21 protein-coding genes are annotated in these 16,849 nt (G+C 59.3%); 17 read left to right on the top strand and 4 right to left on the bottom strand.

Annotation, left to right across the window (positions count from 1 at the left end; genetic code table 11):
* The first annotated feature begins 103 nt into the window (after nt 1-103).
* The 9 genes from livH (at nt 104) to AC1RMX_RS10540 (ending at nt 7,015) form a co-directional block, all read left to right on the top strand.
* Complete coding sequence (gene livH / locus AC1RMX_RS10580; protein WP_085729918.1) at nt 104-1,027, top strand: high-affinity branched-chain amino acid ABC transporter permease LivH; 924 nt, start codon at nt 104-106, stop codon at nt 1,025-1,027.
* Nucleotides 1,024-2,280, top strand: coding sequence for a high-affinity branched-chain amino acid ABC transporter permease LivM (locus tag AC1RMX_RS10575; protein ID WP_096819505.1), 1,257 nt, complete (start codon nt 1,024-1,026; stop codon nt 2,278-2,280). Before livH ends, AC1RMX_RS10575 begins: the two co-directional genes overlap by 4 nt.
* A complete protein-coding gene (gene livG, locus AC1RMX_RS10570) occupies nt 2,277-3,044 on the top strand; it encodes a high-affinity branched-chain amino acid ABC transporter ATP-binding protein LivG (protein ID WP_096819506.1) in 768 nt (255 codons plus the stop codon). The genes AC1RMX_RS10575 and livG overlap by 4 nt, the downstream gene beginning before the upstream one ends.
* Nucleotides 3,045-3,746 (top strand): ABC transporter ATP-binding protein, encoded by a 702-nt coding sequence (locus tag AC1RMX_RS10565; protein WP_096819507.1) that lies wholly within the window; start codon nt 3,045-3,047, stop codon nt 3,744-3,746. It begins immediately after the preceding gene.
* Between the two features lie 180 nt (nt 3,747-3,926).
* Nucleotides 3,927-4,325 carry a hypothetical protein gene (locus tag AC1RMX_RS10560; RefSeq protein WP_493071770.1) on the top strand — a complete coding sequence of 133 codons (399 nt, stop codon included), beginning with the start codon at nt 3,927-3,929 and terminating at the stop codon, nt 4,323-4,325.
* Between the two features lie 243 nt (nt 4,326-4,568).
* The gene (locus tag AC1RMX_RS10555) at nt 4,569-4,877 is read left to right on the top strand and encodes a BufA1 family periplasmic bufferin-type metallophore (protein WP_096819509.1); all 309 of its coding nucleotides are present in this window, start codon (nt 4,569-4,571) and stop codon (nt 4,875-4,877) included.
* Nucleotides 4,878-4,902: 25 nt separating this feature from the next.
* A complete protein-coding gene (gene bufB, locus AC1RMX_RS10550; RefSeq protein WP_493071768.1) occupies nt 4,903-5,790 on the top strand; it encodes an MNIO family bufferin maturase in 888 nt (295 codons plus the stop codon).
* Nucleotides 5,787-6,545, top strand: coding sequence for an HvfC/BufC N-terminal domain-containing protein (locus AC1RMX_RS10545; RefSeq protein ID WP_493071766.1), 759 nt, complete (start codon nt 5,787-5,789; stop codon nt 6,543-6,545). The genes bufB and AC1RMX_RS10545 overlap by 4 nt, the downstream gene beginning before the upstream one ends.
* A complete protein-coding gene (locus AC1RMX_RS10540; protein ID WP_493071764.1) occupies nt 6,542-7,015 on the top strand; it encodes a DoxX family protein in 474 nt (157 codons plus the stop codon). Before AC1RMX_RS10545 ends, AC1RMX_RS10540 begins: the two co-directional genes overlap by 4 nt.
* Here the strand turns inward: AC1RMX_RS10540 and AC1RMX_RS10535 are convergent.
* Nucleotides 7,006-7,920 (bottom strand): LysR family transcriptional regulator, encoded by a 915-nt coding sequence (locus tag AC1RMX_RS10535; RefSeq protein WP_102621490.1) that lies wholly within the window; start codon nt 7,918-7,920, stop codon nt 7,006-7,008. The two genes, AC1RMX_RS10540 and AC1RMX_RS10535, sit on opposite strands and share 10 nt — an antisense overlap.
* Nucleotides 7,921-8,023: 103 nt before the next feature.
* Between AC1RMX_RS10535 and AC1RMX_RS10530 the strand changes: the two genes are divergently transcribed.
* Nucleotides 8,024-8,623 (top strand): short chain dehydrogenase, encoded by a 600-nt coding sequence (locus AC1RMX_RS10530; RefSeq protein ID WP_096819514.1) that lies wholly within the window; start codon nt 8,024-8,026, stop codon nt 8,621-8,623.
* 34 nt (nt 8,624-8,657) lie between these two features.
* Here the strand turns inward: AC1RMX_RS10530 and AC1RMX_RS10525 are convergent, their stop codons facing one another.
* The gene (locus AC1RMX_RS10525; RefSeq protein WP_493071762.1) at nt 8,658-9,026 is read right to left on the bottom strand and encodes a hypothetical protein; all 369 of its coding nucleotides are present in this window, start codon (nt 9,024-9,026) and stop codon (nt 8,658-8,660) included.
* Nucleotides 9,027-9,188: 162 nt separating this feature from the next.
* On the opposite strand from AC1RMX_RS10525, the gene AC1RMX_RS10520 reads away from it, so the two are divergent.
* Complete coding sequence (locus AC1RMX_RS10520) at nt 9,189-9,842, top strand: COG3650 family protein (RefSeq protein ID WP_493071760.1); 654 nt, start codon at nt 9,189-9,191, stop codon at nt 9,840-9,842.
* 95 nt (nt 9,843-9,937) lie between these two features.
* On the top strand, nt 9,938-11,551 hold the full coding sequence (locus tag AC1RMX_RS10515) for an NAD(P)/FAD-dependent oxidoreductase (protein ID WP_493071758.1): 1,614 nt from the start codon (nt 9,938-9,940) through the stop codon (nt 11,549-11,551).
* 66 nt (nt 11,552-11,617) lie between these two features.
* Here the strand turns inward: AC1RMX_RS10515 and AC1RMX_RS10510 are convergent, their stop codons facing one another.
* A complete protein-coding gene (locus AC1RMX_RS10510) occupies nt 11,618-12,712 on the bottom strand; it encodes a PLP-dependent cysteine synthase family protein (RefSeq protein ID WP_096819518.1) in 1,095 nt (364 codons plus the stop codon).
* Between the two features lie 246 nt (nt 12,713-12,958).
* On the opposite strand from AC1RMX_RS10510, the gene nhaA reads away from it, so the two are divergent.
* The 5 genes from nhaA to AC1RMX_RS10485 all read left to right on the top strand — a co-directional run bounded on the left by nhaA (nt 12,959) and on the right by AC1RMX_RS10485 (nt 16,242).
* A complete protein-coding gene (gene nhaA / locus AC1RMX_RS10505; protein ID WP_096819519.1) occupies nt 12,959-14,146 on the top strand; it encodes a Na+/H+ antiporter NhaA in 1,188 nt (395 codons plus the stop codon).
* A gap of 133 nt (nt 14,147-14,279) precedes the next feature.
* Complete coding sequence (locus AC1RMX_RS10500; protein ID WP_493071756.1) at nt 14,280-15,452, top strand: S-type pyocin domain-containing protein; 1,173 nt, start codon at nt 14,280-14,282, stop codon at nt 15,450-15,452.
* 17 nt (nt 15,453-15,469) lie between these two features.
* A complete protein-coding gene (locus tag AC1RMX_RS10495; RefSeq protein WP_096819521.1) occupies nt 15,470-15,718 on the top strand; it encodes a pyocin S6 family toxin immunity protein in 249 nt (82 codons plus the stop codon).
* Nucleotides 15,719-15,721: 3 nt separating this feature from the next.
* On the top strand, nt 15,722-15,952 hold the full coding sequence (locus AC1RMX_RS10490; RefSeq protein WP_096819522.1) for a DUF7683 domain-containing protein: 231 nt from the start codon (nt 15,722-15,724) through the stop codon (nt 15,950-15,952).
* A gap of 35 nt (nt 15,953-15,987) precedes the next feature.
* Nucleotides 15,988-16,242 (top strand): colicin E3-like toxin immunity protein, encoded by a 255-nt coding sequence (locus tag AC1RMX_RS10485; RefSeq protein WP_096819523.1) that lies wholly within the window; start codon nt 15,988-15,990, stop codon nt 16,240-16,242.
* A gap of 63 nt (nt 16,243-16,305) precedes the next feature.
* On the opposite strand, the gene AC1RMX_RS10480 is transcribed toward AC1RMX_RS10485, so the two are convergent.
* Nucleotides 16,306-16,770 carry an outer membrane lipoprotein gene (locus tag AC1RMX_RS10480; RefSeq protein ID WP_007918566.1) on the bottom strand — a complete coding sequence of 155 codons (465 nt, stop codon included), beginning with the start codon at nt 16,768-16,770 and terminating at the stop codon, nt 16,306-16,308.
* Between the last annotated feature and the right edge of the window lie 79 nt (nt 16,771-16,849).

Below are 16,849 nucleotides of genomic sequence, written 5' to 3'. Positions count from 1 at the left end.
TTCGCTGGCAAAACCCGGATTCGAAGTGGATAAAGATCCACGGGGCCGGGCGGGAAAATGACTCCACCAGTGAAATGCGTATCAGGTTTTTAGGAGCGCTGTAATGCCTGACATCTATCACTTCTTCCAACAGCTGGTTAATGGCATGACCATTGGCAGCACGTATGCCCTGATCGCCATCGGCTATACGATGGTCTACGGCATCATTGGAATGATCAACTTCGCCCACGGCGAGGTGTACATGATCGGCTCCTACGTGGCCTTTATCGCCATCGCCGGGCTGTCCATGATGGGACTCGACAGTGTTCCACTGTTGATGACCGCCGCTTTTCTCGCAACCATCGTCGTGACCAGTGCCTACGGTTACAGCATCGAACGCGTCGCCTACCGCCCCTTGCGCGGCAGCAACCGTCTGATCCCGCTGATTTCCGCCATCGGCATGTCGATCTTCCTGCAGAACACGGTTCTGCTGGCGCAAGACTCCAAGGACAAATCCATCCCCAACCTGATCCCCGGCAACTTCTCCATCGGGCCAGGTGGCGCACATGAAGTGCTGATTTCCTACATGCAAATCGTGGTGTTCGTGGTGACCCTGGTCGCCATGCTCGGCCTGACGCTGTTCATCTCCCGCTCTCGCCTGGGTCGCGCCTGCCGTGCCTGTGCCGAAGACATCAAGATGGCCAACCTGCTGGGCATCAACACCAACAACATCATCGCCCTGACCTTCGTCATCGGTGCTGCGCTGGCGGCCATCGCGGCCGTGCTGCTGAGCATGCAATACGGCGTGATCAACCCGAACGCCGGTTTCCTCGTCGGCCTCAAGGCCTTCACCGCCGCGGTACTGGGCGGCATCGGCAGCATCCCCGGCGCCATGCTCGGCGGGCTGGTGCTCGGTGTGGCGGAAGCCTTTGGTGCCGATATCTTCGGCGACCAGTACAAGGACGTCGTGGCGTTCGGCCTGCTGGTTCTGGTGCTGTTGTTCCGGCCAACCGGCCTGTTGGGTCGTCCGGAGGTTGAGAAAGTATGACTAGGAATCTTAAACAGGCGCTGTTCAGCGCCCTGCTGGTGTGGGCGGTGGCCTACCCGGTACTCGGTCTGAAGCTGACCATCGTCGGCATCAACCTCGAAGTGCATGGCACCAGTACCTCGACATTGATCACCATTGCCGTCTGCTCGGTACTGATGTTCCTGCGAGTGTTGTTCGACCAGCAGATCGGTGCGGCGTGGAAATCCTCACCGAACCTGCCAAAAATGCCGGCCAAGGCCAGTAGCTTCCTGACCCTGCCGACCACCCAGCGCTGGATCATCATTGCGTTGATCATCGGTGCACTGGTCTGGCCGTTCTTCGGCTCTCGCGGCGCGGTGGATATCGCCACGCTGGTGCTGATCTACGTGATGCTCGGCCTCGGCCTGAACATCGTGGTCGGCCTGGCAGGCCTGCTCGACCTCGGTTACGTCGGCTTTTATGCCGTCGGCGCCTACAGTTATGCGCTGCTGTCGCACTACTACGGTCTGAGCTTCTGGATCTGCCTGCCGATCGCCGGACTGATGGCGGCCACCTTCGGCTTCCTGCTCGGTTTCCCGGTACTGCGTCTGCGCGGTGACTATCTGGCGATCGTGACGCTGGGCTTCGGTGAAATCATCCGTCTGTTCCTGCGTAACCTCACCGACATCACCGGCGGCCCGAACGGCATCAGCAACATTCCGAAGCCATCCCTCTTCGGGTTGACCTTCGACAAGACGGCCGCAGAAGGGATGCAGACCTTCCACGAGTATTTCGGCCTGACCTACAACCCGGTGAACAAGGTGATCTTCCTTTACCTGATCGCGGTGTTGTTGTCGCTGTTCGCGCTGTTCGTCATCAACCGCTTGCTGCGCATGCCCCTGGGTCGTGCCTGGGAAGCGTTGCGCGAGGACGAAATCGCTTGCCGCGCGCTGGGCCTGAATCCGACGATCATCAAGCTCTCGGCGTTTACCCTGGGTGCCTGCTTCGCAGGTTTCGCCGGCAGTTTCTTCGCCGCCCGTCAGGGTCTGGTGACGCCGGAGTCCTTCACCTTCATCGAGTCGGCGACCATTCTCGCCATCGTGGTGCTGGGTGGCATGGGCTCGCAGCTGGGCGTCGTACTGGCCGCGGTCGTGATGATCCTGTTGCCGGAAATGATGCGTGAGTTCAGTGAGTACCGCATGCTGATGTTCGGCGCCCTGATGGTGCTGATGATGATCTGGCGACCTCAAGGTCTGCTGCCCATGCAACGTCCTCACATGGAGCTGCGCAAATGAGCCGCGAGATCCTGAAAGTCGAAAATCTGAGCATGCGCTTCGGCGGCCTGCTGGCGGTCAACGGCGTGGCCCTGACCGTGAAGGAAAAAGAGGTGGTTGCACTGATCGGGCCGAACGGCGCGGGCAAGACCACCGTGTTCAACTGCCTGACCGGTTTCTACAAGCCGAGCGGCGGCAGCATCGTGCTCGACGGCGAATCGATCGAAGGCCTGCCGGGCCACAAGATCGCCCTCAAAGGCGTAGTGCGCACCTTCCAGAACGTACGGTTGTTCAAGGACATGACGGCGGTCGAGAACCTGTTGATCGCCCAGCACCGTCACTTGAACACCAACTTCCTGGCCGGTCTGTTCAAGACCCCGGCGTTTCGCAAAAGCGAGCGCGAGGCCATGGAATACGCCGAATACTGGCTGGACAAGGTCAACCTCAAGGAATTCGCCAACCGTCCGGCCGGCACCCTGGCCTACGGTCAGCAACGTCGTCTGGAAATCGCCCGCTGCATGATGACCCGTCCGCGGATCCTCATGCTCGACGAACCGGCCGCCGGCCTGAACCCGAAGGAAACCGAAGACCTCAAGGCGCTGATCAGCGTGCTGCGTGAAGAGCACAACGTGACCGTGCTGCTGATCGAACACGACATGAAACTGGTCATGAGCATTTCCGACCACATCGTCGTGATCAACCAGGGCACGCCTCTGGCCAACGGCACGCCGGAACAGATCCGCGACAATCCTGAAGTGATCAAAGCCTACCTGGGGGAAGCGTAAATGCTGCAGTTCGAAAACGTTTCCACCTTCTACGGCAAGATCCAGGCCCTGCACAGCGTCAACGTCGAAGTCCGTCAGGGCGAGATCGTGACCCTGATCGGCGCCAACGGTGCCGGCAAGTCCACCCTGCTGATGACGCTGTGCGGTTCGCCGCAGGCGCACAGCGGCAGCATCCGCTACATGGGTGAGGAACTGGTCGGCCAGGAATCGTCGCAGATCATGCGCAAGAGCATTGCCGTGGTGCCGGAAGGCCGTCGGGTGTTTGCCCGACTGACCGTCGAAGAGAACCTGTCCATGGGCGGATTTTTCACCGACAAGGGCGACTATCAGGAACAGATGGACAAGGTTCTCGGACTTTTCCCACGCCTGAAAGAGCGCTTCAACCAGCGCGGCGGCACCATGTCCGGCGGCGAACAGCAAATGCTCGCCATCGGCCGGGCGCTGATGAGCAAGCCGAAACTGCTGCTGCTCGACGAACCGTCGCTGGGCCTGGCACCGATCATCATCCAGCAGATCTTCGACATCATCGAACAGCTGCGCAAGGACGGTGTGACGGTGTTCCTGGTCGAACAGAACGCCAACCAGGCGCTGAAAATCGCTGACCGTGCGTACGTTCTGGAGAACGGCCGGGTGGTGATGCAAGGCACCGGTGAAGCGCTGCTCACCGATCCGAAAGTGCGCGAGGCGTATCTCGGCGGTTGATCACGGAATCTGCTGCAAAAAATGAAATGCCCGCATCGAAAGTTGCGGGCATTTTTTTTGCTATTGACAGTATCGCCAACGATTATAAAAACCTGTCAAATCTGACAGTACCACCAGAAACCAGCCGGCTCGTAACATTCCATGGCGTAACAAACCTGATATCTGCCTGGAGATACAAACATGAGTAATGCAAACGACTACTGCAAACTCCACTACGCAAATGAGGTAATCGAATCAACCGTTCATGGAATAAGTCGTGGTTCTGACAAGTCTGATTATGTACATGCCGCCATTGTCCGAAACCAGACGCATACGTTTCTATTTAGCATGGTGCTCGGCCCCCGTACCAATGGTCCAGGGACTTATGAGTTTGGGAAGGATGACATTTTTGCGTATTTCATCGTGATCGAGAACGAGACGGGCAAGGTAGACAAAGGTGGAGCTATAACCGGGGGCATTCTACAACTCGATCAATATAGTTCAGGAGCATTAGTGCTTAGAGGTTCTGCCAGCAATTTATCAGGCGTTGACCAGCCACCGTTTAAAGGCGCGGAATTCAGAATCAACTCCGACTGGTGAACCTAGATAATCTTCTGTGTATAAAAATCAGATAAGCGTTCTCCTGCTCATTTCCCAACTGTGCAAAAGCCGCAGTTTGAGAGCAGAGAGATTGCGCCCAATAACAAACGGCCTTCGGGCCGTTTTTTTTGCCCGGCAAAAAAAATTTGTCGATCGCTGTAACGCATCGCCAGGTCGTTTCTCTAGTGGGGTAAGCAAGCGCACATCGCTTGTTCCAACCCAAGTTGAAACCGGAGAAACATCATGACTGCTACCACCCGCACCCTGTCCGCCACCGCCCTGGTTCTGGCCCTCGGTTCCGCCCTGAGCATGGCCGCCGTTTCGACCGTCCAGGCTGCCGACAACACCAACATGGAAAAATGCTTCGGCGTGGCCATGAAAGGTCATAACGACTGCGCCGCCGGCGCCGGCACCACCTGCGCAGGCACGGCGAAAATGGATTACCAGGCCAACTCTTGGAAGTTCGTTCCGAAAGGCACTTGCGCCACCACCGAAAGCAAAACCTCGCCGACCGGTTTCGGTCAGATGGAAGCCTTCAAGGCCAAGTCCTGATCCGGCGGCTGCCCGAGTGTCGATCATGATCACTTCCTGCGACCATGCCTCCACCCGCACTCGGGCAGCCCTCCCCGGGCTCCCGCCCCGTGCCGGGCTGGGGCTCAAGACCGGGCACTTTCGTGAAGTGCTCGGTTCTTTACCGGACATCGGTTTCTTCGAAGTCCACGCCGAAAACTACATGGTGGCCGGCGGCCCGTTCCATCACTTTCTGGGTTTGATCCGCGAGGCGTATCCGCTGTCGCTGCATGGCGTCGGCCTGTCCATCGGTGCAGAAGGCCCGCTGGATGTTCAACACCTCAAACGCCTGATCACGCTGATCGAGCGCTATCAACCCCACTCCTTTTCCGAACACCTGGCCTGGTCGAGCCACGGCCCGGTGTTTCTCAATGATCTGTTGCCCCTGGCTTACGACACGCCGACGCTGAACCGCGTCTGCGATCACATCGACCAGGTGCAGAACACCCTCAAGCGCCCAATGCTGCTGGAAAACCCGGCGACGTATCTGGCATTCCAGCGCTCGACGATCGACGAAGCGGATTTCATCCGTGAAGTCATCCGGCGCACCGGCTGCGGTTTGTTGCTGGACGTCAACAACGTCTATGTCTCGTGCATCAACCATCAACGCGATCCGCTGGCTTATCTCGACGCACTGCCGCTGCACGCGGTGGGCGAAATACATCTGGCCGGGTTTGCGGAAGATTCCGACAGCCTCGGTGATCGCCTGCTGATCGACGATCACGGCGCACCGATCGATCAGGCCGTCTGGTCGTTGTACCGGCAAGCACTGGAACGCGTCGGCCCGGTTGCGACGTTGATCGAGCGGGACAATCAGCTGCCGGCCTTCAACGTGCTGTTTGCCGAGGCGCAACAGGCCGATGAGCTTCTGCGTTGCGCAGGAGGTCGGCGATGAGTATCCAAGCCACTTTCAGCGCAGCACTCCTCGACATTAGCCAGCCTTGCCCCGACGGCTTGTGCAGCCCCAATGGGGCCGATCCGGCCAATCGATTCGCGGTGTACCGCAACAACGTGCAGGGTTCGTTGAGCAATGCACTGGCCGACAGTTATCCCGTGGTAATGCAGTTGGTAGGAGAGGAATTCTTCCGCGCCATGGCCGGAGTTTTCATTCAAAACCATCCACCACACAGTCCGTTGATGAGCGACTACGGCAGTGATCTGGCGGACTTCATCAGCGGATTCGAACCGGCGTCGAGCGTTCCTTACCTCGCCGATGTCGCGCGGCTGGAGCGCTTGCGCACGCTGGCCTATCACGCCGCCGATGCATCGCCGTTGAGCCAGGAACAGATTGCTGCTGCATTCGCTGATCAAGAGGCTCTGAGCAATCTGCAAATCGGTCTGCACCCGTCGCTGCATGTGCTCGATTCAGCCTTTGCCGTGGTGGATATCTGGGCCGCGCACCAGCACGACAACACGCTGGCCGGTATCGATCTGAATCACGCCCAACAGGCGCTGGTCCTGCGCAACGGGCTGGAGGTCGAGGTGTTCGCCGTGGATCACGGCGCCAGCCAGTTCATTCGCCAACTCAAGGCCGGCCTCTCACTCACCCAGGCACTGGAATCCACAGAAGCCTTCGATCTCAGCCAGACCCTGGCCCTGTTGATCAGCCGTCATGCCATCACCCATTTACATCACAAGGTTTCGCCATGAACAGCCTCGTTGCCCGTGCCATTGCACTGCTGGAAAAAATCCCACACAGCCTGATCGCCTTCATCGCACGTTTTTCCATCGCGGCGGTGTTCTGGAAATCCGGGCAGACCAAGGTCGAGGGTCTGGCCATCGACCTGATCGACGGCACCTTCCAGATCGGCCGGCCGCACCTGGCCGACTCGACGATTCCGTTGTTCCAGAGCGAATACCACGTGCCGCTGGTGTCACCGGAAATTGCCGCTCACATGGCAGCGTTCGCCGAACACTTTTTCCCGATCCTGATCCTCGTCGGCTTCGCCACGCGGTTTTCAGCACTCGCATTGCTGGGCATGACGTTGGTCATCGAGTTGTTCGTGTACCCCGACGCCTACCCGACTCACGGCACCTGGGCCGCCGTTCTGCTGTACCTGATGACCACCGGGCCGGGCAAACTGTCGATCGATCATCTGATCGCCCGACGTTACCGCTGAAGCCGGTCCAGCGCCTCGCCGCTGCGCTTGAACCAGCCAATCAGGTAGTCCGCCAGCACTTGGGTACGTTTCGGCAGCCCGCCCTGATACGGATGCACCAGGTACATCGGCATGCGCCGGGTCTGAAAATCACGAAGGAGCCAGCGCAATCGGCCGTCAGCCAATTCCGCCTGCAACAGATAGGACGGCAAGCGTGCGATGCCGGCGCCGGCCAGTGCGGCTTTCTTCAACAGGTTGTAGTGATTGCTGGCGAACGGCCCCGATACCCGCACCCGCAACAATTCGTGCTGCTGGTGATACAGCCATTCTTCGCGACCGCTGTAATGACTGTTGAGCAGGCAACGGTGTTCGACCAGTGCCTGCGGTGTCAGCGGCTCGCCGAAACGCTCAAGATACGCCGGACTGGCACAGGTCATTTCCTGCCAGGCAAGCAAGGGCCTGGCTACCAGTCGCTCGTCGTTGGCGACTTCCGTGCGAATAGCCAGATCGAAGCCATCGCGGGAGAGATCGCGGTAGCTGTTGTTCAACTCCAGCTCGATCTGCACTTCCGGGTATTTCTGGGAAAACTCCAGCAACAGTCCATCAAAGAACGTTTCCCCCAGCGACACCGGCACTGTCATACGCACGGGACCGGCCATGTCGTCCTTCAATCGCGCCAATGCCTGACGCGCCCTTTCGACCTGGACTACAAGCGCCTGGGCCTGCGGTAACAGCGCCGCCCCCGCCGCTGTCAGGCTCAGCCGACGCGTCGTGCGCTGCAGCAACACCACGGAAAACCGCGTTTCCAGCTGACTGATGCGCTTGGACAACTGCCCCTTGCTGCACCCCAGTTGCTGCGCCGCCAAGGTAAAACTGCCCGCCTCGATCAACACCGCGAACGCCGCCAGATCATCCATCTCGCTCATGGATTGTTTCCATTTGAAAACCAAAGGTTGCCCATTAGCGCGCTTATCAGCGGAAAAAACCACTCTAGACTGAAACCTCGTTCAATCACTTGAGGCAAGCACGATGAAAATTCTGTTGATCGGCGCAGGCGGCACCATCGGTTCGGCCGTGGACAAAGAACTGTCGCAGCGTCACGACGTCATTCGCATCGGCCGCAGCAGCGGCGATTTCCAGGTGGATATCAGCGACAGCGCATCGATCCGCAAGCTGTTCGAAAAGACCGGCAAGTTCGACGCGCTGGTGTGCGCCGCCGGCAACGTCACCTTCGCCCCACTGGGTGAAATGAACGAAGACAGCTTCGCCCTCGGCCTCAAGGACAAACTGATGGGCCAGGTCAATCTGCTACTGATCGGCCGCGAATTCGCCAATGACGGCGCTTCGTTCACCTTCACCACCGGCGTACTGAGCCACGACCCGATCCGCAGCGGTGCTTCGGCTGCACTGGTCAACGGCGCGCTCGACAGCTTCGTCCGCGCCGCCGCCATCGAGCTGCCACGCGGCCTGCGCGTAAACTCGATCAGCCCGACCGTGCTGGTGGAAGCCATGGGCAGCTACGCCCCGTACTTCCGCGGCTACAAACCGGTTCCTGCGGCGGATGTGGCATTGGCCTACGCCAAAAGTGTCGAAGGCTTGCAGACAGGTCAGACATTTCACGTGGGTTGAAAACCTCGGCATGCGGCGCTGGGCCAGCGTCGCATCAAGGTGTCAAAGGCTCCAGCAGCGTGGGCAACAGGTCCCTTGCGACCTCGCGCGGCACGCTTATCCTCAGACCCGGGCCCTTGACCACTGACATAACCGTCGAGTTCGATACTTTGACGCCGTTGATGGACAACTGCAGGCGCTGGTTCATTGCCTCAGTCGTCACCCGTTCCAAACGACGCTGTGCATCCGGGCTCAACGTGACATCAAGCACGATGGATTGCGGATTCGGATCATCTTTTCGTCTGAGCTCAAGGCTCATTTCGGAGAAATCCGCACCGGATGAAAAAGCAATGTCTGCCGCTATCGACTGCAGCGACGCCATCATTCCCAGTGCCGCCAACAGCAACCTGCCTGATCCTTTCATAACGCCTCTCCTCTCTAAAAGGCGGACAAGGTACGGCCAAATACCCTTCGTCCCGACTCCCAAAGTTAAGCCAAATGTTTCCAGTATGTGGCAAGTCCAACTCATGGTTGTGATAAGCGGTCAGCCTGCGTAACGTGGCGGCACTTGTCTGGAGAGCCAAAGATGCGTGTTGCCCGTTCCTTGATCGTTGTTGCCCTGCTCCCTCTGTTTGCCGCGTGCCAGTTGTTCGATGGCGCGCGGGAAAGCGCCTCCCACGTCGGCCAGACGCGGATGCAGGGGCAACTGACCGCTGCCGACGGCAAACTGGTGTTCCAGGCTTGCGGCGAGCAGCGCCAATACGTGGTCAACGACATCGGCGGTACCAGCGTCCTGCAAGAGGCCGCCACGCTGGCCGATCAACAGGACAAGCTGTTCGCCGACGTGCGCGGAAAGATCGCCGGTGACCGCCTCGACCTGACCCAGTTGTATCGCGTCGAACGTTCCGGCACTGCCTGCGATGATCCGAACTTCAAGCAACTGATCCTGCGCGCTGCCGGCCATGGCCCGGAATGGAACGTCAAGGTCAGCGGCAAAGGCATGGTCATCGACCGCGAAGGCCAGCCACCGCTCGCCGTGCCCTACGTCGAAGAACAACTGGGCGACGGCCGTTTCAATCTCAGCAGCGAAGCCAACAACCAGCGCCTCGAGCTGTGGGTGGCGCCGCAGCGTTGCGTCGACAGCAACACCGGCAGCGTGCAGCACATGAGTGCCGAGCTGCGGATCGACGGCAAGGTGCAGCGTGGTTGCGGGTATTTCGGCGGTTCGCGCAACGACTGATCGTTTTACCCTCACGGGATCCGGCCGTTGCGGCTTATAATCGCCGCCTTCAAACGCCCTGGCGCAGTTGTGCGCCCCGCGAACCGGATCCTGTCATGTTACGAATCACTGAACTCAAGCTGCCGATCGACCATCCCGACGAAGACCTGCGCGTTGCCATCGTGCAACGCCTGGGCATCGCCAGCGATGACCTGCTCGATTTCACCTTGTTCAAGCGCAGCTACGATGCGCGCAAAAAGTCCTCCGAACTGTGCTTCATCTACACCATCGACCTCGAAGTGCGCGACGAGGCGAAAGTGCTGGGCAAGTTCGCCGATGACCGCAACGTCAACGTGGCGCCGGATGTCAGCTACAAATTCGTCGGCCAGGCGCCGAGCGACCTGAGCCAGCGTCCGATCGTGGTCGGTTTCGGCCCGTGCGGAATCTTCGCCGGCCTGCTGCTGGCGCAGATGGGCTTCAAGCCGATCATCCTCGAACGCGGCACCGAAGTACGTCAGCGCACCAAGGACACCTGGGGCCTGTGGCGCAAAAGTGTGCTCAACCCCGAGTCCAACGTGCAGTTCGGCGAAGGCGGCGCGGGCACGTTCTCCGACGGCAAGCTGTACAGCCAGATCAAGGATCCGAAATTCCTCGGCCGCAAAGTCTTGCACGAGTTCGTCAAGGCCGGCGCCCCGGAAGAGATTCTTTACGTCAGCAAGCCGCACATCGGTACGTTCCGTCTGACCGGCATGGTCGAGACCATGCGTGAAGAGATCCGCGCCCTGGGCGGCGAAGTGCGCTTCCAGGAGCGCGTCACCGACGTGCTGATCGAAGACGGCCAACTGGTCGGCGTCGAGCTGGCCAGCGGCGAAACCCTGCATTCGAAACACGTGGTCCTGGCCCTCGGCCACAGTGCCCGCGACACCTTCCGCATGCTCCACAGCCGTGGCGTGTTCATGGAAGCCAAGCCGTTCTCGGTGGGTTTCCGTATCGAGCACCCGCAATCGCTGATCGACCGTGCGCGACTGGGCAAGTACGCCGGTCACCCCAAGTTGGGAGCCGCCGACTACAAACTGGTGCACCACGCCAAGAACGGCCGTTCGGTCTACAGCTTCTGCATGTGCCCGGGCGGCACCGTGGTCGCGGCGACTTCCGAGCCGAATCGCGTGGTCACCAACGGCATGAGCCAGTACTCGCGTAACGAACGCAACGCCAACTCCGGCATCGTCGTCGGCATCACCCCGGAAGTCGATTATCCGGGCGGACCGCTGGCCGGGATCGAGTTGCAGGAGCGTCTGGAGTCCCACGCCTTCATCCTCGGCGGCAGCGACTACAAGGCGCCAGCGCAACTGGTCGGCGACTTCATCAACGACATTCCTTCGACCGAACTGGGCGAAGTCGAACCGTCGTACAAACCGGGTGTAGCGCTGGGCGATCTGGCTCTGGCGTTGCCGGATTTCGCCATCGAAGCGATTCGCGAAGCGTTACCGGCGTTCGAGAAGCAGATTCGCGGTTATTCGTTGCACGATGCGGTGCTGACCGGGATCGAGACGCGCACCTCGTCGCCGCTGCGCATCACTCGTGATGAGACGCTGCAGAGCATGAACGTCAAAGGTCTGTTCCCGGCCGGTGAAGGCGCGGGTTATGCGGGCGGGATTCTGTCGGCGGGTGTTGACGGGATTCGCATCGCGGAAGCTGTCGCACGCGACATCCTCGGTCTGAAAGACTGATCTGCAATACCTGAAACAATGCAAAAACCTGTGGGAGCGAATTCGCTCCCACAGTCGTATTCGGCGTCAGATATTGGCACGCAGAACCGAGGCTGGCAGCGCTTCACCCTTCTCGGCACTCGCTGCCACCGCCGCCATCAACCCATCCAGCTCATAGCCCTGCGCCTTGAGCCACGCCTGATCGTAATACGTGTCCGCGTAGCGCTCGCCGCCGTCGCACAAAATCGCCACGATCGACCCCGACTCCCCCGCCGCTTTCATCTGCTGCGCCGCCATCAGCGCGCCGATCAGGTTCGTCCCGCTCGACCCACCCACATGCCGCCCCAGACGCTGCGCCAGGTAATGCATGGCCGCCAGCGATAAGGCATCCGGCACCTTGACCATCGCATCGATCACCTTGGGCAGGAACGACGCCTCCACCCGTGGCCGGCCGATGCCTTCGATCCGCGAACCGTGATCCAGACGCAAGCTGGCATCGCCGGTCTGGTAAAAGTCGAAGAACACCGAACGCTCGGCATCGGCACACAGCACGCGGGTGCAATGTTGGCGATAGCGCACATAACGGCCGAGGGTTGCGGTGGTGCCGCCGGTGCCGGGGCTGGAAATCAGCCAGGCCGGGCACGGGTGCTGCTCGTAGCGCATCTGCTGGAAGATCGACTCGGCGATGTTGTTGTTCGCCCGCCAGTCGGTGGCGCGTTCGGCGTAGGTGAACTGGTCGATGAAGTGCCCATCGTGTTCGCGGGCCAGACGTTCGGATTCGGCGTAGATCTGGGTCGGATCGTCCACCAGATGACTCTTGCCGCCATAGAACGCGATCTGGGCGATCTTCTCCTTGGACGTGGTCGCCGGCATCACCGCAATGAACGGCAGCCCCAGCATCCGCGCGAAGTACGCTTCGGAAATCGCCGTCGAACCACTGGACGCCTCGATCACCGGCGCGCCTGGCTTGAGCCAGCCGTTACACAAGGCGTAGAGAAACAGCGAACGGGCCAGACGGTGCTTGAGGCTGCCGGTGGGATGGCTGGACTCGTCCTTGAAGTACAACTCGATGCCCGGGAACCCCGGCAGCGGCAAGGGGATCAGGTGCGTGTCGGCGCTGCGCTGGAAGTCAGCTTCGATGATCCGGATGGCTTCGCGGGCCCACTGTCGGTTGTCGCTCATGGCTGTTGATCTCGTTGAATCGGGCAGAAGTGCCTTCACAGGCTCAGCCCCCAAGCTTAGGAAAAAACCTACGGCACCGACAGATACAGCTGAGCTTCAATCCCTTGGGCAACTGCTAGGCTCTGCTGCACGTCGACTGGGCGCTCTGTAACCACATATAACAAAAAAGAATATAACTTTTGTTTTAACAACTAACGGTACGGGTTAGGGTGTCCCACCTTTTGACTTTATCGATGGAGAGCGACCTTGCCTCTGCGTAGCACTTTCACGCGTTTCTTTCAGTTGGAAGCTGCCAGCGGTCTGTTACTGATCGCCGCGGCCATCCTGGCTTTAATCATCAACAACTCGCCGCTGTCATGGTTGTACAGCGGCCTGCTCGATACCCCCGTGGTGGCGCAGATCGGCGCGTTGAAAATCGCCAAGCCCTTGCTGCTGTGGATCAACGACGGCCTGATGGCGCTGTTCTTCCTGCTGATCGGCCTGGAAGTGAAGCGCGAAGTCCTCGACGGTCAGCTGTCGAAACCGTCGCAGATCGTCCTGCCCGGTGCGGCCGCGATTGGCGGCATGCTGGTGCCGGCGCTGATCTACTGGTTCCTCAACCGCGACAACCCGGCCGCCCTCGACGGCTGGGCGATTCCGACCGCCACCGACATCGCCTTCGCCCTCGGCGTGCTGGCCTTGCTCGGCAAGCGAGTGCCGGTGTCGCTGAAGCTGTTCCTGATGACCCTGGCGATCATCGATGACCTGGGCGCCATCGTGATCATCGCGATCTTCTATTCCGGCGAACTCTCGACCCTGTCGCTGGGCCTGGCGGCGGCGTGCATCGCGGCTCTGGTAGCGATGAACCGGCTCGGGGTGGTCAAGCTCGGGCCGTACATGATCATTGGTCTGATCCTGTGGGTCTGCGTCCTCAAGAGCGGTGTCCATGCGACGCTGGCCGGCGTGACCCTCGCGTTCTGCATCCCGCTGCGCACCAAAAACGCCGAGCCTTCGCCGCTGCTGACCCTGGAACACGCGCTGCACCCGTGGGTGGCCTACGGCATTCTGCCGCTGTTCGCCTTCGCCAACGCCGGTCTGTCGCTGACCGGTGTGACCGCCGAAAGCTTCACGCACCATGTACCGATGGGCATCGCCGTCGGCCTGCTGCTGGGCAAGACCGTTGGCGTGTTTGGCCTGACCTGGCTTTCGGTCAAGACCGGCATCGCCGCACTGCCTCAAGGCGCCAACTGGGGCCAGGTGCTGGGCGTGGCGATCCTCTGCGGGATCGGCTTTACCATGAGTCTGTTTGTCGGCTCGCTGGCGTTCGTGCCGGGTGCCAGTGAATACGCCGGAATGGATCGGATGGGCATTCTCACCGGCTCAGTGTTCGCTGCATTGATCGGTTATGCGGTGACATTGGCGGCAAGCAGAAAGAACACCGCACTGCCTTCCTGATAGGCCATGGATCGCCGTAGCGAACAATCCCCACGTCTTTAGAGACGCGTCCTACAGCCACGATTTTCCTGCTTCGTTAACGTCGTGCAGCCCCTTACGAGGGGCTGCCGATGCATGAACGAAAGGACAATCAGTGGCTGGTCAAAAGGACATTCCCCGGGTTCCCAACCCACCGGCAGGCGACGGGCATCGCGTCACCTACCGCTACATGACGGCCACCGAACTGGCCGATCAGCAAACGCGACAAGACAAGTACGACGCCATGCTGGCGCGGCAGGATGCTTTCGAACGCAGCCGTGAGGTCGCGTCGAACAGGCCTGAGCCGGTGCGTGCCGGCTGCGTGTTCGCCAAGTCCTGCAAGTTGCCGGACGCGATCATCGATTACTCGAATCCTTCGGGGATGGTGCCGACTGACAGCCTGAAAGATTACGGCGACCTGATCCTGCTCGGTGGCCGTGAAGCCGATGACAGCGGGGGTGTTGCGCTCAAGAAAATCAGCGGCACTGCCATTCCATTGGGCCTGGGCAGCTTTGCCCTTGCCGGCGAAGCTTTCAAGGCATTCCCGGCCATGGCCTCCGCCGCCGTCATGACCCCTTTGGTCGGGCTGGTGGCGTTGCTCATGCCATCGAACCTGGGCGACAGCGCCCTCTACACCGAAGACCAGTTGCTCGCCCTCAAACAGGCCCGAACCCGCGTGCGCCTGCGTGTCGAACAACAGGCCGACGGCAGCCTCAAGGGTTACGGCTTCTACACCGGCAAGAATCGCGACTGGGAGATGGTTGATGTCGCGCAGTTCACCGCACGTGGTAACCGGTTTGTCGCTGACCTCGGCGAAGGCATCGAACTGATCTGGACGCCCGCCGTGGACGGTTCCGACATCCTCGGTATTCCGGCACTGGAGGCTGCTCCGCAGGCACCGCATATCTGGGTGTACCCGCCGACGAAAGCGGCGGACGGGATTCTGGTGAATCCGGTTTATCCGCCGGAGTATCGGGATTTCATATTGGTGTTTCCGGCGGACTCTGGAGTTCGGCCGCTGTACATAGTGGTTGCACGTCCGGTTTCTGGGGATCATGTCTATCATGTTCCACCGGACGTTCTACCGGCCTTTCCCGATGCTGTACTTGTTCGTAAAAAAAGCCATCGCAAGCGCTGGGAAAGCAAGAAACGCATTTACGAGTGGGACTATCAACACGGAGCCGTCGAGGTTTACAACTGGGAAGGAGACCATCTCGGTGAGTTCGATATACACACAGGCGAAAAAACTGGCAAAGCAAGATCTAAACGACGCACCTCAACCAAATAACGAATGAGAGTTCAACTATGATTTTTATCGCCCTCACTGGCTTTTTCCCTGAACCGAACCCGGATAATTCATTGCAGTATCAGAAATCTGTCCCACAAGCTTTAGAACTGGATGTTCTTAACGTTATGGGGTGGTCATCCTTAAAAGACGTCCCGATGGGCGAGCATGAATTAACCGACACACAAGCCAGAGCGGCGATGGAAATCATTGGCTCCCCCTTCAGGAACGACTTGATGTACTGCATTGGACTTTGCAGTAAAGGCTGAACCTTGAGATTTTTAGTAGAAGCTTTTGACAAAAAAACAGACTTCCAGGCTTTCGTGATTGAGTTGCCAGCGGGATGTGATGAGCAAATAAAAGCCATCATGGGTTGGACAAAAGAGCAACACGGCTGGGAAGGTTACGATTTAAACCCCCAACAGATACAAGCGATCGAAAAACTTATAGGTAGATCAATTGTGAATCAGGATTTCTACTTCCAATTAACTTGCAATATATAAAACACTCTACGCTGTGAGAGTTCCAGGAGAACCTTGTGGGTTTGAAAGTCAGACTCGATTGGTATGACAAAGAAACTAGTCTCGGCCTCGGAGAAGAGTTATCGAAAGACTTCGGTGACGATGGCTCCGTGATCGAGGCGCTGGGCATACCAATAGAAAACAACATAAACAACGGCAGTTTTAACGTTATCAACGACTGGGCAAATATTCTTCAAACCCATTTCACTCATGCCATCAATTTAGCTTTGTATGACTACCAGGTCTCGTTCGACTACTGCGATCACTGGTAAACACCAAACAAAAAACCCCAACCAGTCACCTGATCGGGGTTTTCTTTTACCGCTCGTTCGCGCTTAGTGCGAAACGCGGCTGGTCCCGCCGACAGTCGAAATCCGTACCCGCTCACCGACGCGGAACACTTCATTCTCCTGCACTTGCTGCACGTAGGCGCGCATGCTGCCGTCGTCTTCGCGCACGGTGATTTCAACGCCTTGAGTACGGGTCAGGCCTTCTTCGGTGGCCGAACCGATCAGGCCGCCGGCCACAGCACCGATAACGGCTGCAACGATGCTGCCTTTACCGCCGCCGATGGCGCTGCCGCCGACACCACCCACCGCTGCACCGGCGAGGCCGCCGATCGGGGTCTTGGTGCCTTCGATTTTCACCGGACGCAGGGATTCGATGGTGCCCATGCGAATCGTCTGCACGCGACGCGCTTCGTCACGGGAGTAGGAGTCACCGGTCAGGCTCGATTGGCAGCCGGTAAGCAACATCGCCATCGTGGAAAAGGAAGCAACCAGCAGAACAGACTTACGCATAGGATCAACTCCAAAGGACAGGTATTCATTAAACTCCGCAGCTTGACGCCTGTCACGGCGCCGCCCGGATAAATTTGGT

The organism is Pseudomonas sp. GW822-FHT03F04 (genome assembly GCF_058801405.1).
Note: the sequence above shows the minus strand (reverse complement) of the source record. Positions and strands in the feature narration are given on the sequence as shown.